This is a genomic window from Acidovorax lacteus, from assembly GCF_039540375.1.
GTDB lineage: Bacteria > Pseudomonadota > Gammaproteobacteria > Burkholderiales > Burkholderiaceae_C > Acidovorax_G > Acidovorax_G lacteus.
Genome location: NZ_BAABEX010000008.1, coordinates 27,753 through 52,946 on the forward strand (window position 1 = coordinate 27,753; position 25,194 = coordinate 52,946).

The 25,194-nt window shown below is 68.5% G+C and carries 24 protein-coding genes and 1 tRNA gene; 7 read left to right on the plus strand and 18 right to left on the minus strand.

The genetic code is table 11. From position 1 onward, the window contains the following. Positions 1 to 77: 77 nt before the first annotated feature. The gene (locus tag ABD866_RS07015; RefSeq protein ID WP_345062581.1) at positions 78 to 1,061 is read right to left on the minus strand and encodes a Bug family tripartite tricarboxylate transporter substrate binding protein; all 984 of its coding nucleotides are present in this window, start codon (positions 1,059 to 1,061) and stop codon (positions 78 to 80) included. 125 nt (positions 1,062 to 1,186) lie between these two features. Beyond that, on the minus strand, positions 1,187 to 2,245 hold the full coding sequence (locus tag ABD866_RS07020; RefSeq protein WP_345062585.1) for a CDP-6-deoxy-delta-3,4-glucoseen reductase: 1,059 nt from the start codon (positions 2,243 to 2,245) through the stop codon (positions 1,187 to 1,189). 51 nt (positions 2,246 to 2,296) lie between these two features. Between ABD866_RS07020 and ABD866_RS07025 the strand changes: the two genes are divergently transcribed. Then, a complete protein-coding gene (locus ABD866_RS07025; RefSeq protein ID WP_345062587.1) occupies positions 2,297 to 3,256 on the plus strand; it encodes an NAD-dependent epimerase/dehydratase family protein in 960 nt (319 codons plus the stop codon). Here the strand turns inward: ABD866_RS07025 and ABD866_RS07030 are convergent. From ABD866_RS07030 to ABD866_RS07055, 6 genes are all read right to left on the minus strand, one after another. Continuing rightward, positions 3,241 to 4,041: a DUF4124 domain-containing protein gene (locus ABD866_RS07030; RefSeq protein WP_345062589.1), complete on the minus strand. Its 801-nt coding sequence runs from the start codon at positions 4,039 to 4,041 to the stop codon at positions 3,241 to 3,243. The genes ABD866_RS07025 and ABD866_RS07030 overlap by 16 nt on opposite strands. A gap of 90 nt (positions 4,042 to 4,131) precedes the next feature. Further along, positions 4,132 to 4,629 (minus strand): hypothetical protein, encoded by a 498-nt coding sequence (locus ABD866_RS07035; protein WP_345062591.1) that lies wholly within the window; start codon positions 4,627 to 4,629, stop codon positions 4,132 to 4,134. Positions 4,630 to 4,810: 181 nt separating this feature from the next. Next, on the minus strand, positions 4,811 to 5,773 hold the full coding sequence (locus ABD866_RS07040) for a chemotaxis protein (RefSeq protein ID WP_345062593.1): 963 nt from the start codon (positions 5,771 to 5,773) through the stop codon (positions 4,811 to 4,813). A 269-nt stretch (positions 5,774 to 6,042) separates the two neighbouring features. Then, positions 6,043 to 6,909 (minus strand): LysR family transcriptional regulator, encoded by an 867-nt coding sequence (locus tag ABD866_RS07045; RefSeq protein ID WP_345062595.1) that lies wholly within the window; start codon positions 6,907 to 6,909, stop codon positions 6,043 to 6,045. A 22-nt stretch (positions 6,910 to 6,931) separates the two neighbouring features. Further along, positions 6,932 to 7,369: a hypothetical protein gene (locus tag ABD866_RS07050; RefSeq protein ID WP_345062597.1), complete on the minus strand. Its 438-nt coding sequence runs from the start codon at positions 7,367 to 7,369 to the stop codon at positions 6,932 to 6,934. Positions 7,370 to 7,514: 145 nt separating this feature from the next. Beyond that, entirely contained in the window at positions 7,515 to 8,432 is a 918-nt protein-coding gene (locus ABD866_RS07055; RefSeq protein ID WP_345062599.1) for a LysR family transcriptional regulator, read from the minus strand. Between the two features lie 147 nt (positions 8,433 to 8,579). On the opposite strand from ABD866_RS07055, the gene ABD866_RS07060 reads away from it, so the two are divergent. Then, a complete protein-coding gene (locus ABD866_RS07060) occupies positions 8,580 to 9,221 on the plus strand; it encodes an NAD(P)-dependent oxidoreductase (RefSeq protein WP_345062601.1) in 642 nt (213 codons plus the stop codon). A gap of 83 nt (positions 9,222 to 9,304) precedes the next feature. Here ABD866_RS07060 and ABD866_RS07065 read toward each other — a convergent pair whose 3' ends face one another. The 3 genes from ABD866_RS07065 to ABD866_RS07075 all read right to left on the minus strand — a co-directional run bounded on the left by ABD866_RS07065 (position 9,305) and on the right by ABD866_RS07075 (position 13,709). Further along, the gene (locus ABD866_RS07065) at positions 9,305 to 10,879 is read right to left on the minus strand and encodes a methyl-accepting chemotaxis protein (RefSeq protein ID WP_345062603.1); all 1,575 of its coding nucleotides are present in this window, start codon (positions 10,877 to 10,879) and stop codon (positions 9,305 to 9,307) included. A 139-nt stretch (positions 10,880 to 11,018) separates the two neighbouring features. Then, on the minus strand, positions 11,019 to 12,299 hold the full coding sequence (locus tag ABD866_RS07070) for a CaiB/BaiF CoA transferase family protein (protein ID WP_345062605.1): 1,281 nt from the start codon (positions 12,297 to 12,299) through the stop codon (positions 11,019 to 11,021). Between the two features lie 216 nt (positions 12,300 to 12,515). Continuing rightward, positions 12,516 to 13,709 (minus strand): acyl-CoA dehydrogenase, encoded by a 1,194-nt coding sequence (locus ABD866_RS07075; RefSeq protein ID WP_345062607.1) that lies wholly within the window; start codon positions 13,707 to 13,709, stop codon positions 12,516 to 12,518. 242 nt (positions 13,710 to 13,951) lie between these two features. Between ABD866_RS07075 and ABD866_RS07080 the strand changes: the two genes are divergently transcribed. Both ABD866_RS07080 and ABD866_RS07085 read left to right on the plus strand, forming a co-directional pair. Then, on the plus strand, positions 13,952 to 14,890 hold the full coding sequence (locus tag ABD866_RS07080; RefSeq protein WP_345062609.1) for a LysR substrate-binding domain-containing protein: 939 nt from the start codon (positions 13,952 to 13,954) through the stop codon (positions 14,888 to 14,890). 80 nt (positions 14,891 to 14,970) lie between these two features. Further along, on the plus strand, positions 14,971 to 15,186 hold the full coding sequence (locus tag ABD866_RS07085; protein ID WP_345062611.1) for a helix-turn-helix domain-containing protein: 216 nt from the start codon (positions 14,971 to 14,973) through the stop codon (positions 15,184 to 15,186). 553 nt (positions 15,187 to 15,739) lie between these two features. On the opposite strand, the gene ABD866_RS07090 is transcribed toward ABD866_RS07085, so the two are convergent. Next, a tRNA-Leu gene (locus ABD866_RS07090) sits at positions 15,740 to 15,824 on the minus strand. A 42-nt stretch (positions 15,825 to 15,866) separates the two neighbouring features. On the opposite strand from ABD866_RS07090, the gene cysM reads away from it, so the two are divergent. From cysM to ABD866_RS07105, 3 genes are all read left to right on the plus strand, one after another. Next, a complete protein-coding gene (gene cysM, locus ABD866_RS07095) occupies positions 15,867 to 16,769 on the plus strand; it encodes a cysteine synthase CysM (RefSeq protein ID WP_345062613.1) in 903 nt (300 codons plus the stop codon). Between the two features lie 102 nt (positions 16,770 to 16,871). Further along, positions 16,872 to 17,432, plus strand: coding sequence for an NUDIX hydrolase (locus ABD866_RS07100; RefSeq protein ID WP_345062615.1), 561 nt, complete (start codon positions 16,872 to 16,874; stop codon positions 17,430 to 17,432). A 29-nt stretch (positions 17,433 to 17,461) separates the two neighbouring features. Further along, positions 17,462 to 17,689, plus strand: coding sequence for a sulfurtransferase TusA family protein (locus ABD866_RS07105; RefSeq protein WP_345062617.1), 228 nt, complete (start codon positions 17,462 to 17,464; stop codon positions 17,687 to 17,689). A 45-nt stretch (positions 17,690 to 17,734) separates the two neighbouring features. On the opposite strand, the gene galU is transcribed toward ABD866_RS07105, so the two are convergent. The 6 genes from galU to ABD866_RS07135 form a co-directional block, all read right to left on the minus strand. After that, positions 17,735 to 18,625: a UTP--glucose-1-phosphate uridylyltransferase GalU gene (gene galU, locus ABD866_RS07110; RefSeq protein ID WP_345062619.1), complete on the minus strand. Its 891-nt coding sequence runs from the start codon at positions 18,623 to 18,625 to the stop codon at positions 17,735 to 17,737. A gap of 46 nt (positions 18,626 to 18,671) precedes the next feature. Next, positions 18,672 to 21,569, minus strand: coding sequence for a valine--tRNA ligase (locus ABD866_RS07115; RefSeq protein ID WP_345062621.1), 2,898 nt, complete (start codon positions 21,567 to 21,569; stop codon positions 18,672 to 18,674). A 208-nt stretch (positions 21,570 to 21,777) separates the two neighbouring features. Continuing rightward, complete coding sequence (locus ABD866_RS07120; protein WP_345062623.1) at positions 21,778 to 22,353, minus strand: YceI family protein; 576 nt, start codon at positions 22,351 to 22,353, stop codon at positions 21,778 to 21,780. A 64-nt stretch (positions 22,354 to 22,417) separates the two neighbouring features. Beyond that, positions 22,418 to 22,993: a YceI family protein gene (locus tag ABD866_RS07125; RefSeq protein WP_345062625.1), complete on the minus strand. Its 576-nt coding sequence runs from the start codon at positions 22,991 to 22,993 to the stop codon at positions 22,418 to 22,420. Positions 22,994 to 23,026: 33 nt separating this feature from the next. Continuing rightward, entirely contained in the window at positions 23,027 to 23,602 is a 576-nt protein-coding gene (locus tag ABD866_RS07130) for a cytochrome b (RefSeq protein ID WP_345062627.1), read from the minus strand. A 309-nt stretch (positions 23,603 to 23,911) separates the two neighbouring features. Beyond that, the gene (locus tag ABD866_RS07135; RefSeq protein ID WP_345062629.1) at positions 23,912 to 25,189 is read right to left on the minus strand and encodes a heme biosynthesis protein HemY; all 1,278 of its coding nucleotides are present in this window, start codon (positions 25,187 to 25,189) and stop codon (positions 23,912 to 23,914) included. Positions 25,190 to 25,194 lie beyond the last annotated feature (5 nt).

A 25,194-nucleotide genomic window follows, 5' to 3' on the forward strand; every position in this document is an offset into this window, starting at 1 on the left:
TGCTCGTGCTTGATTTATAAGCACGAGCAGCCAATTTGGCACTGAGCGTTCGGGGCGTGGAGTCGCCCCGGGCTGCGTCAGTCCACCTTCGCGCCCGAGGCTTTGACCACCGCCTGGTACTTGCTGCGCTCGGCGGCCATGAAGGCGTCGAACTGCTCGGGCGTGGTGGGCACGGGCTCGGCCAGCAGGGCTGCAAAGCGCGTGCGCGTCTCGGGGGCCTTGAGCGCGTCGGTGAAGGCCTTGTTGAGCTTGGCGATCACCGGCTTGGGCGTGCCCGCCGGGGCCACCAAGCCCCACCAGGTGTCGATCGAAAAGTCCTTGAAGGTCTCGGCCAGCGCGGGCACACCGGGCAGCGCGGGGCTGGGCTGCAGCGACGTGACGGCCAGCGCCTTGAGCTTGCCCGCGCGGATGTTGGGCGCGGCGGCGGCCAGGTTGTCGATGTTGAAGTCCACTTCGCCGGCCAGCAGTGCCAGTTGCGCCGGATTGGCCCCGCGGTACGGAATGTGCAGCGCAAAAATGCCGGCGCGTTGCTTGAACATCTCGCCCGCCAGGTGCCCGGCGCTGCCGTTGCCGCCGCTGCCGTAGTTGAGCTTGGCGGGGTTGGCTTTGGCGTACGCGATCAAATCGGCCACGCTGCGGATCTTGAGCTGCTCGGCCTTGGCGGCGTTCATCACCAGCACATTGGGCACGCGCACCATCTGCGTGATGCCCGCAAAGTCCTTGCCCGCGTCGTAGGGCATCTTGGCATACAGCCAGGGGTTGACGGCGTGCGTGGCGGTGGCGGCGATGCCAATGGTCAGCCCGTCGGGTGCGGCCTTGGCCACGGCGTCGGCCCCGATGTTGCCGCCCGCGCCCGCGCGGTTGTCGATCACCACCGTGCCCAGCGAATCGCGCACGCGCTCGGCCAGCGCGCGCGCCGTCACGTCGATCGGGCCACCGGCCGCATAGGGCACCACCAGCCGGATCGGTGCGGCGTCTTGGGCCTGTACGGATACAGGGACGGAAAGCGCCGTGGCGGCTGCGAGGGCCGAGGCGCGAAGGAGCAGGTTGCGGCGGTTCATGCGCCGATTGTGCAGAAAAACAGGGGCCAGGGCACCCCGGCTGAAGATCCGCACGCCCAAGCCGACCGCCCCCGGCCTGCGCACGCAGACCGCGCACGGCCGCCGCGCTGGCAATGCCTCAGGGCTCAGCCGCCGTGCTTGTCGGCTTCCGATGTGAAGGCGTCGGCGTAAAACTCTTCGGGCGGCAGGCCGCGCGTGGCGGTGTAGCTGCTGCGGGCCGATTCGACCACGATGGGTGCGCCGCAGGCATACACCTGGTGGCCCGAGAGATCGGCAAAGTCGTCGAGCACGGCCTGGTGCACAAAGCCCGTGCGGCCGGTCCAGCCGTCTTCGGGCAGGGCGTCGGACACCACGGGCACGTAGCGCAGGTTCGGCATCAGCGCGAGCTGCTCGCGCACCCAGGCGTCCAGATACAGATCCTGCGGCCGACGGCCGCCCCAGTAGAGTGTGGCCGGGCGCTGGATGCCCTTGAACTGCAGGTGCTCGATCAGTGCCTTGATGGGCGCAAAGCCCGTACCCGAGGCCAGCAGCACGATGGGTTTGGTGGATTCTTCACGCAGGTAGAAGCTGCCGAACGGGCCTTCCACGCGCAGGATTTCCTTTTCCTTCATCGCACCAAACACATGGTCGGTGAATTTGCCGCCGGGCATGTGGCGGATGTGCAGCTCCATCGCCGGGCCGGCCGATTGCGTGTGGGGCGCGTTGGCCATCGAGTACGCGCGGCGCGCGCCGCCCTGCAGCAGAAACTCGACATATTGGCCCGCGTGGTAGCGGAAGGTGTCGGCCGCAGGCAGTTGCAGGCGCACGCGCATCACGTCGGGCGACAGGCGCTCGAGCGCGGCCACGCGCACCGGCATCTTCTTGACTGGAAAGGCGCTTTCGTCGGTGACCTGGCGGGATTCGAGCACCACGTCGGTTTGCGGCGTGGCGCAGCAGGTGAGCACGAAACCGGCTTCTTCTTCCTCGACGGTCAGCGCTTTGGACTGGTGCTCGCCGTGCACCACGGTGCCGCTGAGCTTTTTGCACTTGCACGAGCCGCAGGCGCCGTCTTTGCAGCCATAGGGCAGGCCCACGCCGCTGCGGATGGCCGCGCCCAGCAGGGTTTCGCCTTCCAGCGCGGTATAGCTGCGCCCGCTGGGTTGCACGGAGATCTGGAAAGGGGCGGCGGCCACGGTGCTGCTCATGTTCTGGGTATCCTTGTGGGTTCTGTCGTCATCAGCCAACGGACCCGGATTTTGCCCTCAAACCAAAACCCTCTCGGCGCCCTGCCGGCGCGCTTTCGGCGCGAACGCCTGCTCATCGTGGGCTGCGGCGATGTGGGCCAGCGCCTGGCGCGCGACCTGCAGCGCGGCCCGGGGGCTGGGCGTGTGCGTGTGCTGGCGCTCACCTCCAGCCCGCAGCGCGTGGCCGGCCTGCGCAATCTCGGGCTCACTCCCCTGGTGGGCAATCTGGACGATGCGGCCAGCCTGCGCCGCCTGGCGGGCCTGGCCACGCGCGTGCTGCACCTGGCCCCGCCACCGGGCGAGGGGGCCGGGCAGGACTGGTGGAAAGACCCGCGCACCGTGGCCCTGGCACAGGCCCTGCGCCTGCGGGCCTTGCCCGCATCGTTGGTGTATGGTTCCACCAGCGGTGTATACGGCGATTGTGGCGGCGCGCTGGTCGCCGAATCACGGCCCGTGGCCCCGGCCACCCCGCGTGCCCAGCGCCGCGTGAACGCTGAGCGCGCCGTGCGCCATTTGGGCCGGGCGGGCGTGCGCAGCAGCATCTTGCGCATTCCCGGCATCTACGCGCCCGACCGCGAGGGCGGCACCCCCGAGGCCCGCCTGCGCCGCGGCACGCCAGTGCTGCGCCCCGAAGACGACGTGTTCACCAACCACATCCACGCCGACGACCTGGCGCGGGCCTGCTGGCTGGCGCTGTGGCGCGGCCGCGCGCAGCGTGCCTACCACGTGAGCGACGACGTGCACCGCAAGATGGGCGATTACTACGATGCTGCAGCCGACGTGTATCGCCTGCCGCGCCCCGCGCGCATCGCCCGCGACGCCGCCGGGCAGCAATTGCCGCTGATGCTGCTGAGCTTCATGAGCGAATCGCGCCGGCTGGACAACACACGCATGCAGCGTGAACTGCGCTTGCGCCTGCACCACCCCGACGCCATCGCCGCGCTTGCGGCCAGCGTTCAGCAGGGCGCCTGACCACCGGCTGAGCGGCATACGCCGCCAGGCCCCTGGAAACGCCCAGGCCCGACGCGGGGGTACTTCTGGCCGAAGTTGTCGGTGCAGCTGAAGTCGCCGCACTGTGTGAGGTAGCGCTGTGCGGGTTGTCCCACGCCCGGTGTGGTGGGAAAGGGCTGCGGAAACACTGGCGCAGGCTGCACGGTGGGCGGCACGACCACCACCCGCGGCTGCGCAGCGCGGGCCTTTTCCACCTCGGCATAGCCTTGCGGGCCCAGGCAATCCAGGTCCACCTGCCGCTGGGCGGCCTCCAGGCGCAGGCGGTGTTCCTCGTCGGTGCGCGACAGACCCTGGGCCACGATGTCGAGTTCGCGCCGGGACTTCGCGCATTCGGGCGATCGCGCGTAATCGGCGGGCGTGGGGGTGCGTGCGGCGGCGCGGGCCGCATCCAGCCGCTGGCGCTCGGCCTCCTGCCGCGCACGGGCCTCGGCGGCAGCGGCCTCATCCTGCGCGCGCTGCTGCTTGCGCTCCAGGGCCTCGGCCGCGCGGCGCCTTTCTTCGGCAATTTCTTCAGCACTTTGGCGTGGCTGTACCTCCTGGGCGCGGCTGCCACCTGTGCAGGTGCCGTCGGTGTAAGTGACCTGGCCCGTGCGTGGATCGGTACAGCGCAGCACTTGGGCAGAGACCACCGTTGGCCATTGGCCCGCCAGGAGCGCAAGGCCCAGCAGCCATGCTCCCGGGCCAGGCAGGGCGGTCAGGCGGCGCGCGGCGCGCCGCGAAGTGTTCAAAAAAGGTGCTATGGGCATCGCGAAGGTCTCCAAGGCTTCATGCTAGGCTTGGCCGCCGTCGATTCCGTTGCCGCCCGACCGGCCTGAGGCGCCGCACAAGCACGGGCGTCAGGGCCCAGCGCCGATTTCACCCTGGTTGGAATACTGCCTCGAACGCCAGTCGCTTGCCGGATAGCCGCCCGGCGGGCGGCCCGGAGAGGCTGCCTGCGGCGCAGGCCGTGCCATGCGGTCGGCCATTTCGCGGCGTGCGCGCTCCAGATCGCGATCACGGGCGCGGCGGTCACGATCCGCCCGGTCTCGCTCTCGCTCCCGTTCCCGCTCGCGCCAGTCGTCTCGGTCGTACGGGCGTCGTGCGGGCGGCTCGATCCACACCGGGCGGGGTTGCACGTACACCGGCGCTGGTGCCACAGGGTACGGCACATAGCGCGGCGGCGGTGGCGGCGAATAGTAGTAGCCCTGCGGGTACACCGGGGCGGTTTCGTACACGGTGACCGATGGCGGGCCGGAGGGGCCGTAGCGGTACCCGCCGTCAGGGACGCTGGCGCAGCCCAGCAACAGGGCTGCAGCGCCCAAGGCGGCCAGCAGACGGGGTGACACAGGGTTCATGGGCGTTGGGGTCCTCGCAGCGTAGGAGGTTCCCGCCATCCGGCCGGGCCAGACAGGGCCAGTGCGGGAACCCTGCAGCTAAGACGCGCCGCAGGCCGCATTGGTTGACGCCGTTGGTCGGGCGCTGGACGGCCCCCAACCGACGGAGGGTGCCCGGCGGAGCCATCCACCGGGCCAGCCCTCACTTGGGCAGCACGCGCCGGATGGTGTCGGCCAGGTCTTCGGCCACGAACTTCGCCACGTAGCCGTCTGCCCCCACACTGCGAACGTGGTCTTCATTGGCAGACCCGGACAGCGACGAGTGGATCACGACCGGCAGCCCTGCGAAACGGGGGTCGGACTTGATGTTGCGCGTGAGAGTGAAACCATCCATCTCCGGCATTTCCAGGTCGGTGAGCACCATGGCGACGCGGTCCTGTACGGTCTTGCCTTCGGCTTCGGCCGACCGGGCGATGGCATTGAGGCGGTCCCAGGCTTCCTTGCCCGATTTGGTCATCTCATAAGGCGCCTGCAGCACCTTGAGTTCCTGTTCGATCAGGGAGCGGGCGACAAAAGAGTCGTCTGCGGCGAGCACGATGGTGCCCGGCTTGAGCGTGAGCTTGGGCCCCACCTTCTGCGGGTCCACCTGGTGCTTCTCCTCGTCGGGAGACACCATCTGGAGAATGGCCTCCACGTCCAGCACCTGGGCCAGACGCGATTCGTCAGTGTTGCCGTCCAGCCGCGCGATGCTGGTGACGAGCTTGCCCGCTGCACCGCTGGCCTCGGCCGAGAGCACTTGCTTCCAGTCCAGGCGGACGATGTCTTCGACCGATTCGACAGCAAACGCCTGGGTGGTCCGGGCGTACTCGGTCACCAGCATGATGTTGAGCCCCGTCTGCGGCTTGCAGCCTACGATGGCGGGCAGGTCGAGCACCGGAATCACCTGTCCGCGCAGGTTCACAACGCCCAGCGAGTACTGGCTGGCTCCGGCGATTGGAGTAACGCTGGGCATGGCTACGATCTCGCGGATCTTGAAGACGTTGATCCCGAACAATTCGCTCTTGCCCAGGACGTTGTCGATCCCCAGCCGGAACAGCAGCAGTTCGAACTTGTTGGTGCCCGTCAGGTTGGTCCGTTCGTCAATGTCCTGCTGAACCGTTTTCATGGAGATCCTCCGGTGGAGATACGTACTGTGACAAATTCTAGGTTCGAAACCTCACGCCGGGGCGGCGAAAGTTTCAGGCATTACCCGAAGTCTGCCCGGTTAGTCGTGGGCGCGCTACGCTGCGCCACAAAAAAACCCGGGGTTGGGGCGTGCACAGTGGCAAGCACGGGGCGCGACGGTATGGGCGATGGGAGCGCTGGGGGCTGGTTCCGGCCTTCGGGGCCATCGTGGGCACACGACGGGGACAGGCCATGGCCCCCGGGGTGCAGTCATGCCGCCTGATGGTGGGGCGAGGGGCGGTTTGCGTTCAGCGTGGCGGCCAGGGGTGCCAGCAGTGCTTGCAGGGCGATATCGGTGGCATCGCACGACAGGCCCACGCGGCGTGAGAACGCCAGCGCACCATGCAAGGGTCGCACCACGGCGTGTCGGGCCTGGGCGGCATGGGATTGGGGCACCACCGCAAGTCCGAGACCTGCGTCCACCATGCGCCACAGCAGTTCTTCGCGTGCGGCACTGGCACACACCTGCAGCACCACACCTTGCTCGGCGGCCAGCTTCAGAAAGGACTGGTGCAGCGGGCACTGGGGCCATTCGATCAGCGGAATGTCCTGCAGGTCCGGTAGGGCGAAGGACTTGCGGAACCGCAGGGGGTGTTCGGCCGGCACCAGCATCACGTAAGGCTCCGTCCACAGCGGCTGGAAGGTGTCGCCGTCTGGCCGGCAGTGCTCGCTCAGCACGCGCAGGCGTGCGTCGGTGGCCTGTGGGCTCATGTGCAGCGCAGCCTGCGGCAGGTGCTGACCCAGGGCGTCGAGCACCGGTTGCAGCGGCGGCAGCATCAGATCGTCCTGCACGTACAGGCACAGGCGCTCGCGGGTGCTCCTGCGGAAGTCCTGAAGGAGGGCGCTCGAGTCGGCCAGCAGGGCGCAGGCACGCGGATACAGGCGGTGGGCGGACGCGGTGGGGCCGAGCCCCTGGCGGCCTCGCTCGAACAGCGCGGTGTCCAGCACGTCTTCAAGCCCTTTGATGGCCATGCTGATCGAAGGTTGCGCCACGAAGCAGCGCCGCGCGGCCGCCGTGATGGAGCGCTCCTCGTAGGCGGCGACAAAGTAGCCAAGCGCGCGCAGGTCAAACAGCATGGACAGGGCTCCGGCCTGCCGCTCAGACAGGCGTGATGGTGGTGACGTTTTCGCGGAAGTAGTCCACCTGGCCGTCGCGCGTGTGGCTCACGATCCAGGTCAGGCTTTCCACCTCGCGCTGTTGTACCCCATAAAAGAACTGCTGCTGAAAGCGCGTGAGCGCCCAGCCATTGCCCAACGGCTGGCTGTGCAACTGCAGTACGCGGGTGCCGCGGGGAAACACGTCCACCGCCAGCCGCTGCAGCACGACCAGCAGTTCGGCTTTGTTGGCGGCGCGTTGCCAGCCGGTGTCGGTTGCGTCTTGGTAGTGGTCGATGCGGAAGTCCACATCGTCGGAGATCTGGGCCAGCAACGCTGCCACATCGCCACTGGCAAATGCCAGAAGCGCGAGGTCGATGGCGGGGCGGCTGGCGGTCTCGGGGCTCGTCGTGGCCGGGCGGTCGATGGTGGCATGGGTCATGTCAGAAGTCCTTTCAGTCGTGCAGGGCACAGTGGATGGGTGCCCCGCACTCTAGGCAGCGCCGCCACACCGCACAACGATGGAATTTGTGCAACGACCCCACAAAAAGCTGAGGGTTTGGGGGGGGCTGCGGCGACTGTCCCGGTCAGTCGAGCACGCCGGGCAGCTGCCGAAGGTAAGCCTGCAGCGCGTGCACTGCGTGGCGCACCTTGGCGGGCTGCGTTTCGCGTTGCGGCGTCACGGCCCAGAGGTCCAGCGTGCCAAACGACCAGTCGGGCCACAGGCGCACCAGACGGCCCGCTTGCAGCGACTCGTGCACGTCCATGCTGCCCAGCAGTGCCACCCCCAGACCTCCCTCACACATCTGCTGGATGGACAGCTGGTTGTTGCTGGCCATGCGCGGTTGCACCTGCAGCGGGTGGGTCACCCCGTCGGGGCTGCGCAGTTCCAGCCGCAGGCCGCCGGGCTCGCGCGAGAAGCCCACCCAGGGCAGCGCGGTCAGTGCGGCCACGTCCGCTGGCGATCCGTGCGCTGTCAGCCAGCCCGGGGCTGCGCACAGCCACCACTGCATGGCACCCAGCCGCCGAGCAGCCCAGCCCGAATCGGGCAGGGGGCCGAAGCGGATGGCCAGGTCCACCCGGGCCTCGATGAGGTCGATGCGTGCGTCGTCCACCAACAGGCGCAGCCTCAGGCCCGGGTGCTGCTGCAGCAAGGGCCCCAGCGCGGGCGCAATGTGCCGGCCAAAGCCCACCGGGGCCGACATGCGCAGCTCGCCGCCCGGTTGTTCGCGCGAGGCGGCCAGCTCGTCGCGGGCCTGCTGGGCGGCGGCGGCCATGGCCGCGCATTGGGCGTGGTAGCGCTCGCCCACCTCGGTCAGGCGCAGCTTGCGCGTGGAGCGATGCAACAGCGTGACGCCACCGCTGTGTTCGAGCTGGCGCACCTGCTGGCTCACGGCCGAAGGGGTCATGCCCAGCGCGCGGGCGGCCGCGCTCATCGAACCATGCCGCACCACACTGGCAAACACGGCCATGCGCTTGAGATCGTCCCAGGATTGTGAAGTCATGCTTCAAGCTGAAGGTGAAATTCGGGGGCTACTGCATTGCTCGTGAAGCTCCTATTCTCGCTGCATGGATCCAACGCGGTGCCCGCAGTACCCGTGGCGGCGCAGCACGATCCCCGTTCAACATCACGTGCAATGAAAGGACTTCCCATGCACATCGCCCTGATTGGCGCCACCGGATTCGTTGGTTCCGCCGTACTGCCTGAACTGCTGCAACGCGGCCATCGCGTGACGGTGTTGGCTCGTACCCCCTCCAAGATCGCCGCGCGCGACGGCTTGACCGTGGTGCAGGCCGATGTGCAGGACGCCGCCCAAGTGGCCGCTGCGGTGCAGGGTGCAGACGCGGTGGTCAGCGCCTACAACCCCGGCTGGACGGCGCCGGACCTGTACGACCAGTTCCTGCGCGGATTCGATGCAATCTGCGCGGGTGTCCAGGCCGCCGGAGTGCGCCGCCTCTTGGTGGTGGGTGGTGCCGGCAGCCTGTATGTGGCTCCCGGTGTGCAGTTGGTGGACACGCCGCAGTTCCCGGCCGAGTGGAAAGCTGGCGCACTGGCCGCGCGCGACGCGCTGAACCGCATCCGCACCCTGGATGGTCTGGACTGGACCTTCCTGTCGCCCCCCATCCTGCTGCAACCCGGCGAACGCACCGGCCAGTACCGCGTCGGGCAGGATGCCCCGCTGATGAACGGCGAGCAGCCGGGCAGCATCAGCGTGGCCGACCTGGCCGTGGCCATGACCGACGAACTGGAACAGCCGCGCCACCTGCGCCAGCGTTTCACGGTGGCGAACTGAGCGCTCCATGGGGCGTTTGGCCAGACATCCCGTCAGGCGCCGCGCTGCACGCCCAGCACCCGCAGCGGTGCTGGGCCGTAGCGTCAGCCTGCGACAAGGGCCGCACGCGGAGGGGCAGGGGGCTTGTCGCCCGCACCCAGCCGGAACACCGCCACCGCTTCTACCAAGGCCTGTGCCTGGCGCTTGAGGCCGTCGGCCGCAGCGGCGCTTTCTTCGACCAGCGCCGCGTTCTGCTGCGTGGCCTGGTCCATCTGCGTGATGGCCTCGCCCACCTGGCGCACGCCCTGGCTTTGTTCGCTGCTGGCGGTGCTGATCTCGGCCACGATATGGCTCACGCGCTCGATGGACTGCACCACCTCGTCCATGGTGCTGCCAGCCCGGTCCACAAGCTGGGTGCCTTCTTCCACCCGGCCCACACTGGCGCTGATGAGCCCGCGGATTTCCTTGGCCGCGTCGGCGCTGCGCTGGGCGAGCGTGCGCACTTCGCTGGCCACCACCGCAAAGCCGCGGCCCTGCTCGCCCGCGCGCGCGGCCTCGACCGCGGCGTTGAGCGCGAGGATGTTGGTCTGAAAGGCAATCGAATCGATCACGCCGATGATGTCGGCGATCTGGCGGCTGCTGTCGTGAATGCCCTGCATGGTGCGCACCACGTCGGCCACCACCTGTCCGCCGTGGGCCGCCACCTGCGAAGCCGTTGCCGCCAGTTGCTTGGCCTGCTGGGCGTTGTCGGCATTGGCCTGCACGGTGGTGCTGAGTTCTTCCATCGAGGCCGAGGTTTGCTCCAGCGCGCTGGCCTGCTGCTCGGTGCGGGCCGACAGGTCGTTGTTGCCCTGCGCGATTTCGGCACTGGCCAGGGCCACGCTGTCGGCATTGCTGCGCACGTTGCGCACCACGCGGGCCAGCCCGTGCTGCATGGCATGCAGGGCGTTGAGCAATTGCGCCACTTCATCGCGCCCATTGACCGGGGTGGCCGCAGTGAGGTCGCCTGAGGCCACGGCCTGCGACACCTGTACGGCCCGGCCAATCGGCCGCACCACCGCGCGGCTGAACAGCAGCGCGCCCACCACGCTGGCAGCGCACACGCACAGCATCACGGCCAGGCTGATGGCGGTGGCGCGGCCCGCGCGCTCGGCCGCCAGTGAGGCCATGCGGGCGCTGTCCTGGCCGATCAGATCGGCGGCTTCGTCCAGCAGCCTGGAGGGTGCGCGGTCCACACCCTGCACCGCCTTGTCGCCCACCTGGTGGTCGTGGTCGGCCGCCTGGAAGTCTGCAAAGCCCTTGCGGTAGGCCTCGCTCATGCGGGTGTGCGCGTCCAGAAACTGCTGCACCTTGTCGCGTGCAGGCCCTGCGGGCAGGTCGGCCAGCAGGTGGCGGGCGGCATCGGCCACGGCTTTTTCCTGCTTCTGGAAGGCCCCCCAGAAGCGTTCGCGCTGCGCCGTGTCTTTGCCGCGCAGCAGCACGTTCTTCCATTCCTGCACCTGCACCTTGAAGTCCACCAGCATGGCCGATGCCCGGCGTTCGTGGTCCACGCTGTGCGCGACCGAGGTTTCATACGTGTCGAGCGCCTGGTGCAGCCGCTGAATGCCGAACAGCGCGGCGGCCACGACGACCGCCAGGGCGGCCATGAAGGCGAGCGGGAGCTTGAGACTGAGCTTCATGAGGCCTCCTGCCTGAGTTGCTGCGCACCGCACCCCGGGTTGGGTTGGTGCGGTGTTTTTCAGGCTAGCCCCAATGGCCGCGCAATGGAAACGTTTTTTGCGCAGTACGCGGGTGTACGGCCCGGCAGGGTGGCCGGGCTCAGACCACGCCGCGCTGGCGCAGGCTGGCAATGGCCGCCGCATCCAGGCCCAGTTCGGCCAGCACCTCATCGGTGTGCTGGCCCAGCGCGGGCGGGGCGTTGCGCAACACCGGCGGCGTGGCCGACAGGCGCAGTGGGCTGGCCACGCCGGCAATCTGGTCGATTCCGTCACCCGCCTCGCCAGGCTGCCAGCGCGGCTGCTGCACGCGCAGGCCGCGCGCGCGCACCTGCGGGTCGTCAAATGCCTGGGCAATGGTGTTGATCGGGCCGCAGGGTACGGCCTTGTCTTCGAGCAGGGCCACCCACTCGGCCGTGGTGCGTGTGCGGGTGACGGCTTCCATCAGGGGCACCAGTTCAGCGCGGTGCTGCACGCGCAGGGTGTTGGTGGCAAAGCGCGGGTCTTGCGCCCACTGCGGCTGGCCTGCAGCGGCGCAGAAGCGGGCGAACTGGCCGTCGTTGCCCACGGCCAGCAGCATGGCGCCGTCTTGCGTGGGGAAGTCCTGGTAGGGCACGAGGCTGGGGTGCGAATTGCCCTGGCGCGTGGGGGCCACGCCCGTGGCCAGAAAGCCCGCGGCCTGGTTGGCCAGGATGGCCATGCCCACGTCGAGCAGCGCCATGTCGATGTGCTGCCCCTGGCCGGTGTGATGGCGCACGTGCAGGGCGGCCAGGATGGCGCTGCTGGCGTACACGCCGGTGAACAGGTCGGTAAGCGCCACGCCCACGCGCAGCGGGCCGCCGCCAGGCTCGCCGTCGGCACGGCCGGTGATGCTCATCATGCCGCTCATGGCCTGGATCATCAGGTCGTAGCCCGCGCGCTCGGCGTAGGGCCCGTCTTGCCCGAAGCCGGTGACCGAGCAGTAGATGAGCCGCGGGTTCAGGGCCCGCAGGCTGGCGTGGTCGAGCCCGTATTGCTGCAGGCCGCCGACCTTGAAGTTCTCGACCAGGATGTCGGCCTCGGCCGCCATGCGGCGCACCAGCGCCTGGCCCTCGGGCGTGGCGATGTCGAGCGTGATTGAGCGCTTGTTGCGGTTGCAGGCCGCAAAGTAGCTGGCCTGGCCGGTGGGGCGACCGTCTGCGTCGTGCAAAAAGGGCGGGCCCCAGTGGCGCGTGTCGTCGCCTGCGCCCGGGCGCTCCACCTTGATCACATCAGCCCCAAGGTCGGCCAGGATTTGCGTGCACCAGGGCCCGGCCAGCACGCGGGACAGGTCCAGCACCTTGATGCCGGCCAGCGCGCCTGCGCTGGAGGGGGTGGTGCCTGCGGGGGCGGAAGGCTGGGTCATGGTGGTGCTATCAAAATAATAGCTACTCGTGCTTGATTTTGAAGCACGAGCGGCCAAAAACGCTTGAAGTCGGCAGGGCGGTGGTGCGGCCGAATGGCGCCGGGCCAGGGCCACCCGAGGCGGGCCGCCCCGCAGAGCCTGCGCTGCTGCCCGCGCGCTCTACAAGCAGGCGAGGCAGAGCGCCGCCAGGACGGTGCGCCGCGTCGCCGGGGCCGATCACGAGAACGCCGGAATGCCCGTTTGCGCGCGGCCCAGGATGAGCGCATGCACGTCGTGCGTGCCCTCGTAGGTGTTCACCACCTCCAGGTTCACCAGGTGGCGGGCCACGCCAAACTCGTCGCTGATGCCGTTGCCGCCCATCATGTCGCGCGCCAGGCGGGCAATGTCCAGCGCCTTGCCGCAGCTGTTGCGCTTGATGATGGAGGTGGCCTCGACCGAGGCGGTGCCCTCGTCCTTCATGCGGCCCATGCGCAGGCAGGCCTGCAAGCCGATGGCGATTTCGGTCTGCATGTCGGCCAGCTTTTTCTGGATGAGCTGGTTGGCGGCCAGCGGGCGGCCGAACTGGTGGCGGTCCAGCACGTACTGGCGGGCGGTGTGCCAGCAGAACTCGGCCGCGCCTAAAGCGCCCCAGGCAATGCCGTAGCGCGCGCTGTTGAGGCAGGTGAACGGGCCCTTGAGGCCGCGGATCTCGGGGAAGGCGTTGTCTTCGGGGCAGAACACCTTGTCCATCACGATTTCGCCGGTGATGCTGGCGCGCAGCCCCACCTTGCCGTGGATGGCCGGGGCCGACAGGCCGGCCATGCCTTTTTCAAGCACAAAGCCGCGGATCGGGCCGACCGCGCCGGACTCGGACACCTCTTTGGCCCAGACCACGAACACGTCGGCAATCGGGCTGTTGGAGATCCACATCTTCGCGCCCGACAGCTCGTAGCCGCCCGGCACCTTGCGGGCGCGCGTGACCATGCTGCCTGGGTCGGAGCCGTGGTCGGGCTCGGTCAGGCCGAAGCAGCCAATCCATTCGCCGCGGGCCAGCTTGGGCAGGTACTTCTGCTTCTGCGCCTCGGTGCCAAACTCGTAGATCGGCACCATCACCAGCGAGCTTTGCACGCTGGCCATCGAGCGGTAGCCCGAGTCCACACGCTCGATCTCGCGCGCAATCAGGCCGTAGGCCACGTAGTTCAGCCCCGGGCCGCCGTACTGCTCGGGGATGGTGGGGCCCAGCAGGCCGACTTCACCCATCTCGCGAAAGATCGCGGCGTCGGTCTTTTCGTGGCGGAAGGCGTCGCGCACGCGCGGCATGAGCTTGTCCTGGCAGTAAGCGGCGGCGGCATCGCGCACCATGCGCTCGTCGTCGCTCAGTTGCTGGTCGAGCAGGAAGGGGTCGTCCCATTGGAAGGCGGCGTGGGCCATGCGGGTCTCCGGTGTGGCGGGCGGCGAAGTGGCGCGCCCGGGGCTGTGATGGGCAAGAAAACGGCGTCCCGCCGGCCCCTGCGCTGCGCGCAGCGGTGGCGGAAGGTCAGTGGGATGCTAACGGGGCCCTGCCGCGCGCGCAAACGAGTTCTTTGCACCCAGTTATGCAATCAACGCACTTCAAGAGGGCGTGATGGCGCTAGTATGCAGAGGAATATTCGCCTGAAGAATGCCTCCTACGCATGAGACGCTCGCTTCCCTCCACCCAGGCCCTGGCCTGTTTCGAAGCCGCTGCGCGGCACGAGAGCTATACCCGCGCCGCGCAGGAGCTGGCGCTCACGCAAAGCGCCGTGTCGCGGCAGATCACGGCGCTCGAAGAGTTTCTGGGCGTGCCGCTGTTTCGCCGCACGCGGCACGGCGTGCTGCTCACGCCCGCCGGTACGCACTACGCACGCCAGGTGGGCCGCTGGCTGCAGGGGCTGGAGCGCGACACGCTGGACGTGATGGCGCACCAGGGCCTGGGCGGCACGCTCACGCTGGCGGCCGTGCCCACGTTCGCCACGCGCTGGCTGATTCCGCGCCTGCCGCAGCTCGCGCAGGCGCACCCCGACATCGTGGTGCACATCGAAACGCGCACCCGGCCGTTTCTGTTTGCCGACGCCGGCTTCGACGCCGCGCTGTACGCCGGAACGCCCGAGCAGGTGGCCAACTGGCCGGGCACGCAGGCCCAGCAGATCCTGCCCGAGGTGGTGCAGCCCGTGTGCAGCCCGCGCTGGTTGCCGGGCGGGCGACCGCTGGCGCCCGAGGCGCTGGCGCACCTGCCGCTGCTGCAGCAGAGCACGCGGCCCTATGCCTGGCGGCAGTGGTTTGAAGCGGCGGGCGTGGACGCCGCGCGCGCGCTCGAAGGGCCGCGCTATGAGCTGTTTTCCATGGCCGCCGTGGCGGCCGCGCACGGCATGGGCGTGGCGCTGATTCCGCCACTGCTCATCGAGGCCGAACTCGCGCGCGGCGAGCTGGTGCCCGCCTGCGAGATCGTGGGCCCCGCCGAACGTGCCTACTACCTGGTGAGCCCGGTGCAAGGTCCGTCGCCCGTGCTGTCCGCCTTTGCCCAGTGGCTTCTGACCATGGCGGCGGCGGGGGAGGCGGCAAGCCCTCTTGCCAGCTTGACTGCAGCGGCCTAACCTGTGCCACAGGCCCCGTTGCGGCGGCTTGCAAAGGCCAAGGCCGCAGCGGGTGGATGCAGTCCGACCCTGGAGGCGCCATGCTGACCCCGCACTACCATGCCCCGCAGTTCGACCCCACCGTGGACGAACTCACCGTGCTCAAGCAACTGGAGATGGGCGAGCGCGCCACCGTGACCGATGCCTTGCGTGCGCACTGGTCGCACCGGTTGGAGGAGCGCGGCTTTGTCAGCCGCCTGCACGACGGCGCGCTCTCCCTGACGTCGGCGGGCAGGGCGCTGATCCGGCGGCAGTGACCGAGCGCCGAGCGCCAGGCGCCGGCCCGGTGCCGGCGGATGGCTGAGGCCGCACGACCGTCGCGCTGCGCTGTGGCGGCGTGGCTCTTCGTGCGACGCCCCGGCGAACACTGGACGTACCTTGGCGCTCGTTGGCGCGTTGGGGCTCGATGCGCCGTGCGTTGTGCCCGCTCGGGTGCGCGCAGGTGTCTGTGCAAGCCCAAAGCTTCCACCCCGTGGGTTTGGCGGTGTCGTGGCAGCGTGGGGCCGCCTCCGGCCGATGCATGCGGTAGTGCTGTGCACGGGACAGGGCAGGGTGGGGCAGCACGGAGTGGCCCAGGTCCGGCGGCTCTGCGGGTCGGTGCTTGCACGTGGCGGACCGTCAACGCCAGCCCACCGCCGCGCCAAGGTGGTCAGAGGCGGTCAGCGTGGGGCAAAGGTCGTGCACGCCCGCTGCGTGGCGGCGGGTTCGCGCCGAATCCAGCCCGCTGTCGTGGCCGTGCGGCGAGTTGCGACGGCAGTGGGCATGAAAAAAGCCGCATGTCTGAGCAGGTCAAACATGCGGCTTGGTGTGTGGTGCCCGGGGCCGGAATCGAACCGGCACGCCTTGCGGCGGGGGATTTTGAGTCCCCTGCGTCTACCAATTTCACCACCCGGGCGGTGCGCTGAGCGCAGTCCGAAATTATGGCACAGTAAGGCGGATGAACTATCCAACCATTGAAGATGCAGTGGGCCGCACGCCGCTGGTGGCCCTGCAGCGCATCGGCGCGCAGGACAACGCGACGCGCGGCAACGTGGTGTTGGGCAAGCTCGAAGGCAACAACCCGGCCGGCTCGGTAAAGGACCGCCCAGCCCTGTCGATGATCCGCCGGGCTGAAGAGCGCGGTGACATCAAGCCGGGCGACACGCTGATCGAGGCCACCTCGGGCAACACGGGCATTGCACTGGCCATGGCCGCGGCCATCAAGGGCTACCGCATGGTGCTCGTGATGCCCGAAGACCTGTCGATCGAGCGCGCCCAGACCATGAAGGCTTTCGGCGCAGAACTCGTGCTCACGCCCAAAAGCGGCGGCATGGAGCATGCGCGCGATCTGGCCGAGGCCATGCAAAAGCGCGGCGAAGGCAAGGTGCTCGACCAGTTCGCCAACGGCGACAACCCGCGCATCCACTACGAAACCACCGGCCCCGAGATCTGGGAGCAGACGGGTGGGCGCATCACGCATTTTGTGAGCGCCATGGGCACCACGGGCACGATCACGGGCGTCTCGCGGTTTCTGAAAGAAAAGAACCCGGCCATCCGCATCGTTGGGGCCCAGCCCAGCGAGGGCTCGCGCATCCCGGGCATCCGCAAGTGGCCGCAGGAATACCTGCCCAAGATCTACGACGCCAGCACGGTGGACGAACTGGTGTACGTGACGCAAGACGACGCCGAGGACATGTGCCGCCGCCTTGCGCGCGAGGAGGGCATCTTCGCCGGTATCTCGGCGGCAGGGGCCTGCTGGGTGGCGCAGCAGGTGGCGCAGCGCGAGCAGAACGCCACCGTGGTGTTCATCGTCTGCGACCGGGGCGACCGCTATCTCTCCACTGGCGTTTTCCCCGCCTGACGGCCGGCCTGCAACGCAGTATGGCCGCGTGCAGGGATTGAGGGTCCAATCGGCCGCTCGTGCTTATCAATCAAGCACGAGCAGCTATCAAAAGTGAAGCAAATGCGTTACGACACCCGCTTCTGCACCCACTGCGCTGCGCCGCTTGCGCCGATCACGCTGGAGGAAGACGGCGGCGCGCGCGAACGGCTGCGCTGCCCGGCCTGCGGCTGGACGCACTGGAACAACCCCACGCCGGTGCTCGCGGCCATTGTCGAGCGCGAGGGCCAGGTGCTGCTGGCCCGCAACGCGGCCTGGCCGGGCAAGGCCTTCGGGCTGATCACGGGCTTCATGGAGGCGGGCGAAACACCCGAGCAAGGCATTGCGCGCGAGGTGGCCGAGGAGACCTCGCTGCGCGTGCAGTCCCTTGCGCTGGTGGGCGTGTACGACTTCCAGCGCATGAACCAGGTCATCATCGCTTATCACGCCATGGCCGAGGGCGAGGTGCGCCTGTCGCCCGAACTGCTCGAATACCGCCTGATCGCGCCCGAGCGCCTGCGCTGCTGGCCTGCGGGCACCGGCTATGCGCTGGCCGACTGGCTGCGCACGCGCGGCATCACGCCGGAGTTCTTTGATTTCTTCACCGGCGAGAAGATCGCGCCGCCTTCCCGCAGCCTTCCTTAAAATGAGCCCCTGCCTTGCCAGGAAGCACGATGGACGCCCACAAAGAAATCGACACCCGCGGACTCAACTGCCCGCTGCCCATTCTGAAGGCCAAGAAGGCTTTGGCCGACATGGCCAGCGGCCAGCTGCTCAAGGTGGTGGCCACCGACCCGGGTTCGCTGCGCGACTTCCAGGCCTTTGCCAAGCAGACCGGCAATGAGCTGGTGGACCAAAAGACCCAGGGCGAAGAATTCATCCACGTGCTGCGCCGCCGCTGAGCGCGGCACGCAGCCGCAGGCACCCGACGGGGTGCCGGTGCGGTCTCAGAGCGCCAGGCCCTTGAGGTAGGCGCGGAAGCTCTCTCCCACCTGCGGGTGCTGCAACGCCAGCTCCACCGTGGCTTCCAGAAAACCCTCTTTGCTGCCGCAGTCGTAGCGCTTGCCCTGGTACTGGAAGGCGTACACGGCTTCGTGCGCCATCAGGCGCGCGATCGCATCGGTGAGCTGGATCTCGCCGCCCACGCCGCGCGGCTGGTTGCGGATCTCGTCGAAGATGCGCGGGGTGAGCACATAGCGGCCCGCCACGCCCATGCGCGAGGGCGCTTGTTCGGGGGCGGGCTTTTCCACGATCTGGTCCACACGCAGCAGCGGGCCACCCGCCGGTTCGCCCCTGACGATGCCGTAGCGCCGGGTGTGCTCCTGCGGCACCTCTTGCACGGCCAGCAGCGAACGGCCCTGCTTGGAAAACGCCGCCGTCATCTGCGCCATCACGCCGGGGCCGTCGGCCTCGCCCACCATCAGGTCGTCGGCCAGCAGCACGGCAAACGGCTCGCGGCCCACCAGCGGCTCGGCGCACAGCACGGCGTGGCCCAGGCCCAGGCTGCGCGGCTGGCGCACAAACAGGCAGTTCATGTCGTCGGGTGCAATACCGCGCACCAGGGCCAGCATTTCCTGCTTGCCCGCGTTTTCCAGCTCGTTTTCCAGCTCGTAGGCGGTGTCGAAATGGTCTTCGATCGCGCGCTTGCTGCGGCCCGTGACGAACACCATGTCGCGGATGCCGGCCTCGTAGGCCTCTTCAACGGCGTACTGGATCAGCGGCTTGTCCACCACCGGCAGCATCTCCTTGGGCGAGGCTTTGGTGGCGGGCAGAAAGCGCGTGCCCAGCCCGGCAACGGGGAAGACGGCCTTGCGGATGCTGGGGTTGGCTGTGCTCATGGGGCTCCTTGGGTGCGGGCGGTCGTGCGGTAGGGGGGGCGGGGCTTCAGCCCAGCCGTGCCAGCTGATCGCGCAAGCGGCCGAGGGTGGCGGTGAAGTCCGCCACGCGCTGCTGCTCTTGCGCAATCACGGCCGGTGGGGCCTTGGCCACGAAGGCCTCGTTCGACAGCTTGCCGCTGGCCTTGGCAATCTCGCCTTCCAGGCGCGCCACTTCCTTGGACAGACGCGCCTTCTCGGCCGCCACGTCGATCTCCATGTGCAGGCACAGGCGCGCCTCGCCCACCACAGCCACGGGCGCGGCCTGGGCAGCAGCGGCCCAGGCGGCTTCGTCGTCGAACACCTTGACCTCGCTGAGCTTGGCCAGCGCCTGCAGCACCGGGCCCACGTCGCGCATAAAGCCAGCGTCGCCCACGGTGTACAGCGGCAGGCGCTGGGCGGGCGAGACGTTCATTTCGCCGCGCAGCGTGCGGCAGGCGTCCACCAGCTTCTTCACGCGGCCCACGTAGGCAATCGCCTCGGGGTCGATCTTCTGCGGCTGCGGCTCGGGGTAGCGCGCGATGCTGACCGACGCGCCCGGCAGCCCGGCCACGGGTGCCACCACCTGCCACAGCGACTCGGTGATGAACGGGATGACCGGGTGCGCAAGGCGCAGGATGGCTTCGAGCGTGCGGATCAGCGTGCGGCGCGTGGCGCGCTGCTGGGCCTCGTTGCCCGTCTGGATCTGCACCTTGGCGATTTCGAGGTACCAGTCGCAGAACTCGTTCCAGACGAAGTCGTAGAGGGTGTTGGCCACCACGTCGAGGCGGAACTCCGCAAAGCCCTTGGCCACATCGGCCTCGGCCTGCTGCAGCAGCGATGCGATCCAGCGGTCGGCCTGGCTGAAGTGCATGTAGCCCGCAAACTCGCCGCCGGGCTGGCACTGCTCCTTGGTGTGGTCCTTCAGGCCGCAGTCCTGGCCTTCGCAGTTCATCAGCACGAAGCGCGAGGCGTTCCAGAGCTTGTTGCAGAAGTTGCGGTAGCCCTCGCAGCGCTTGCTGTCAAAGTTGATGGTGCGGCCCAGCGTGGCCATGGCCGCGAAGGTGAAGCGCAGCGCATCGGCCCCGTAGGCCGGGATGCCTTCGGGGAATTCCTTCTCAGTGTTCTTGCGCACCTGGGGCGCGGTCTCGGGGCGGCGCAGGCCCTGCGTGCGCTTGTCCAGCAGCGGCGCCAGCGCAATGCCGTCGATCAGGTCCACCGGGTCGAGCACGTTGCCTTCGCTCTTGCTCATTTTCTTGCCCTGCGCATCCAGCACCAGGCCGTGGATGTACACATGGTGGAAGGGCACGCGGCCGGTGAAGTGCGTGGTCATCATGATCATCCGGGCGACCCAGAAGAAGATGATGTCGTGGCCCGTCACCAGCACGCTGCTGGGCAGGTAGAGGTGGTAGTCGTCGGACGGTGCATCTCCCTGCTCGGGCCAGCCCAAGGTGCTGAAGGGCACCAGCGCCGACGAATACCAGGTGTCGAGCACGTCCTCGTCGCGACGCAGTGCCTTGCCCGGCGCCTGCGCCTGGGCTTCCGCCTCGCTGCGGGCCACGTACACGTTGCCTTCGTCGTCGTACCAGGCGGGGATCTGGTGGCCCCACCAGAGCTGGCGCGAAATACACCAGTCCTGGATGTTGTGCATCCACTGGTTGTAGGTGTTGACCCAGTTTTCGGGCACGAACTTCACCGCGCCGCTGCTCACGGCCTCGATGGCCTTTTGCGCAATGCTCTTGCCTGTGGGGTCCTGGTCGGACACCTTGCTCATGGCCACAAACCACTGGTCGGTGAGCATGGGCTCGATGACCTGGCCGGTGCGCGTGCAGATCGGCACCATGAGCTTGTGCTTCTTGGTCTCGACCAGCGCACCCGCGGCTTCGAGGTCGGCCACGATGGCCTTGCGCGCCACAAAGCGGTCCAGGCCGCGGTATTTTTCGGGCGCGTTGTCGTTGATGGTGGCCTGCAGCGTGAGCACGCAGATCATGGGCAGCCCATGGCGCTGGCCCACGGCGTAGTCGTTGTTGTCGTGCGCGGGCGTGACCTTGACCACGCCCGTGCCGAATTCCTTGTCCACGTAATCGTCGGCAATCACCGGGATCTCGCGGCCCACCAGCGGCAGTGTCACGGTCTTGCCGACCAGGTGGCGGTAGCGCTCGTCGTCAGGGTGCACCATCACCGCCACGTCGCCCAGCATGGTCTCGGGGCGGGTGGTGGCCACCACCAGCTGGCCCGAGCCGTCCGATAGCGGGTAGGCGATATGCCAGAGCGAGCCGTCCTTTTCTTCGTTCTCGACTTCCAGGTCCGACACCGCCGACTGCAGCTTCGGGTCCCAGTTCACGAGGCGCTTGCCGCGGTAGATCAGGCCCTGCTGGTACAGGCGCACGAAGGTCTCGGTCACCACCTTGGAGAGCTTGTCGTCCATGGTGAAGTACTCGCGGCTCCAGTCCACGCTGTCGCCCATGCGGCGCATCTGCGTGGTGATGGTGTTGCCGCTCTTTTCCTTCCATTCCCAGACCTTGGCCACGAAGTTCTTGCGCGCCTCGGGCGGGGTGGGGCCCATGTCGTGGCGGCTGATGCCCTGCTCCTGCAGTTGGCGCTCCACCACGATCTGCGTGGCGATGCCCGCGTGGTCGGTGCCTGGCACCCACAGCGTGTTGAACCCCTTCATGCGGTGGTAGCGCGTGAAGCTGTCCATGATGGTCTGGTTGAACGCATGGCCCATGTGCAGCGTGCCCGTGACGTTGGGCGGCGGCAGCTGGATGCTGAACGAGGGCGCTGCCGCATCGGGCTGGCCCGTGCCGCGCACACCGGCCACGCCGTAGCCGCGGCGCTCCCACTCGGGGCCCCAGTGCGCTTCGATGGCGGCGGGTTCAAACGACTTGGACAGGCTCTGGAGGCCGGGCTGGGCAGGGGTGTCGCTCATGGGTGGGCAGCAGAAATAAGAACGGCATCCTGCGGGGATGCCGTCGGATGGGCAATGACGGTTGCGGGCGATTTTACCGGCCGGGTTGTGTGGGCCCGCGCTGGCGGGGCTCTGCGCCCGTGCAGGGTGTCCGAAGGCGGCCTTCAGGCCAGGCCGCGCATGAAAAAGCCCGCGCGAGGCGGGCTGTGGGCGGTGTCGGCCAGCAGGTTTACTGCTTGATGGCTTCGACCTGGATAACCAGGCGCACGTCCTTGGGCGCGCCCCAGTTGATGCCGTAGTTCATGCCCCACTGGGTGCGGTCGATCACGGTCTCGAAGTCGCCACCGCAGACCTCGCGCTTGAGCATGGGGCTCTGGTAGCAGTTGAACTGTGTCGACTTCAGCGTCACGGGGCCGGTCTTGCCCAGCAGCGTGAGCTGGCCGGTCACTTCGCTGACCTTGTCGCCGTTGAACACGAACTTGTCCGACACGAAGCGGATGGTCGGGTGCTTGGCGGCGTCAAACAGGTCGGGGCTCTGCAGGTGCTTGTCAAAGGCCGGGGTGCCGGTGTTGATCGACGTGGTGTCGATCGTGATGTCCACCTTGCCAGTCTTGCCCGCGCGGTCGAACTGCACCGAACCTTCCTTCTTGTCGAAGCGGCCGCGGTTGGTCGAAGTGCCGAAATGGCTGATCTCGAAGGTCACGAACGTGTGCGTCGGATCGATCGCGTAGTTGGCGGACTGGGCGTGGGCCAGGCCCGTGGCCATTGCGGCGGCTGCGGCCAGCATGAGGGCGGTCTTCTTCATGGACAGGATCTCCTTGGTTGGTGAGGGGGACGGAATCAATCGAAATCGGTACGGCGGGGCGGCGTCAGAGCTTGCCCACACCCGTCAGTGCGAACTTAAAGCGCACCTGCACGTCGTCGGCCACCATCGAGGTGTCGGCCCACTCGTTCTCGCCGATGCGGAAGGCCAGGCGCTTGAGTGGCAGCGTGCCGGTGGCCGTGGTGGTGGCGCCGCTCTGGGTCAGCGTGACCGGCACGACCACGTCGCGCACGGTGCCCTTGATGCTGAGCTTGCCAGCCACTTCAAACTTGCCGCCGCCCAGGGCTTTGAGGGCTGTTGATTCAAACGTGGCCTGCGGGAATTTGGGCACGTTGAACCAGGTGGGCTTGGGCAGTTCGGCGTCGGTTTCGCGCGATCCCAGCGTGGCGCTGCCGGTGTCCACCGTGAAGCGGATCTTGCTGTCGGCCAGTTTGGCCGGGTCAAACTGCACCTGCGCGTCGAACTTGCGGAAGTGGCCCTCGAGCGGCACGCCCATCTGGCGCGCCGTGAACTGCAGTTCGCTCTGTGCCGGTACCAGGGCTTGCTGCGCCAGTGCGGCCGTAGCGGTGACGAGGGTGGCGGCCGCAAGGGCCAGGCGGGTGGTAAAGCGGTAATGGGTCATGTGCAGGGCGGGAGCGAAAAGGAAAGGAATGGCTCAGCCGCGGCCGGGCAGCATGCGCTGCAGCAGGCCATCGCGGTCGATCCACTGGTGCTTGAGGGCCCCGGCTACGTGCAGCACGATCAGGGCCGCCATGGCGTAGGCGCTGAACTTGTGCAGCGGCTTCAGCGTTTCGGCCAGGTCGGGGTTGGCAGCCACCAGATCGGGCAGCGGCAGGGCACCGAACAGCACCACGGGGAATCCAGCCGCAGAGCTGTACACCCAGCCCAGCAGCGGCACGGTGAAAAACAGCAGATACAGACCGACGTGCGTGGCATGGTGCGCCACCGATTGCCAGCGGGGCATGGCCTGCGCAATCGTGGCAGGCAATGCGGGCGGACGGTGCGTCAGGCGCCACAGCAGGCGCAGCACCGACAGCGCGAGCACCGTCATGCCCGCCCACTTGTGCCAGTTGTAGAGCTTCAGGCGCTGCGGCGAAAACGGCAGGCCCGTCATGTACAGGCCCACGCCGATCAGTCCGATCAGGGCGAGGCCCAGCACCCAGTGCAGGGCGATGGCAGTGCCGCTGTAGCGCGGCGCTGGATGCAGAGGTGTGGCGGGTTGAGACGGCATGGTCGGTGGCGTAGGGCCTGGCAGCGCGGGTGCGCCGCTGGCGTTGGGATGGCTGCAGTGTAGGGAGCGGCCTTGGCAGGCGGTTTCAGCCGTATTGATGCCTTGATTCAAAAAAACTGAATCGATAGAGGCTTGTCGCTCAAAGTTCCCACATGCTTGGACCACACGCGCGCTATTCCGACCGGCGGTCGCGCTGCGCGAATGGACGGCGCAGCCCGCGTTGAGGGCGTTGCGGCGGCATACCGAGGGGGGCTGCACCCCGACGCCTTGGTGCGTGCCAGACCGCGCGCCGGGCGGGCGCGCCAGGGCTCAGCGGCTCAGGGCGGCCTTCTTCCAGGCCGCGGCCGCAGCATCGGCGTCCCCGCGCTGCTCTGCCAGCTCGGCGAGATGGCGCCAAGCGCTGGCGCGCAGGCCGCTGTCGTCGAGCTGCTGCGCCGCCTGCGACAGCAGCTGCTGCGCCTTGCCCCAGAGCTGGCGGCGCAAGCAGGCCACGCCGGCCAGGTACTGCAGGCGCGTATCTCGCGGGTTGGCCTGGTGGGCCGACTCGATGCGCGACAGCCAGGCGGCGTCCAGGTCCGTCAGGCCGGCTTCCAGCGCGCGCACCAGGCGCAGCGCGTGCTGGTCGCCCAGCGGATCGCTGGCCTGCGTGAGGCGGTCCCACAGTGGCAGCAGCCAATGGCGTACCTGGGCAGGTTCTCCGCCCAGGCTGGCCAGGCGCTGCGCGGCGTGGATGGCCAGTTCGGGCATGGCGCGCTCGGCCGGGTCGAGACCCAGCCACACCTGTTGCAACTGCGTCGGGTCGTGTGCGCCCTGGATCAGTTCGATGGCCAGCCCGCGCACGATGCTCTGGGCCGCCGCAGGCGAAAAGGCGCGGTGCTTGGCCAGCAGGCGGGCGGTGTCCAGCGCGTCCTGCGTCTGGTGCGCCAGGCGCGTGGCCTTCAGGCGGGTGCGCAGGGCCAGCGTACGGCGCGTGGCCCCCACAGGCAGGGCGGCCAGCCATTCGAGCGCGGCGTTGGCGTCGCGGTCGTCCAGCGTCCAACGGGCGGCGCGCAGCTGCGCCCCTTCGCGCAGGCCTTGGTCGTGCTGGTTGCCACGGGCTGGGGCTTCGCTCAGCGCGCTGTGCAGATGCTGGTCGCGTGTGGCGCGGTCTTGCAGGGCGTGCGATCCCTCGGCCGCCACCATGTGGGCCAGGGCGCGCAGCTGACGGGCGTGCGGCACGGCCTCACCGGCCGCCTGCAGCGCGTGTTCCTGCGCAAGCGAGGCCAGCGCGGCCTTGCGCGAGCGCAGAAAGCGCCCGGCCAGCATGTGCGTGAGCGCATCCAGCAGCGCCGTGTGCATGGCGCGTTCCTTTTGCTGGGCGCGCCAGCGCCGGGCCTGGTGGGGCAGCTCCAGCAGCGCGGCCAGCGCACGCAGCGCGGCGTACACCGTGGTGAAGCCCGCCACCAGCAGCAGCAGCACCATGTTGAGCGACAGGTCCACCCGGTAGGGCGGCCAGTAGAGCGTGACCGTGCCCTGGTTGTTGCCCGCGAACAGGGCCACGGCCACGGCAATGCCAAAGAGGCCCAGAAACCACAGTGCGGCGCGCATGCGGG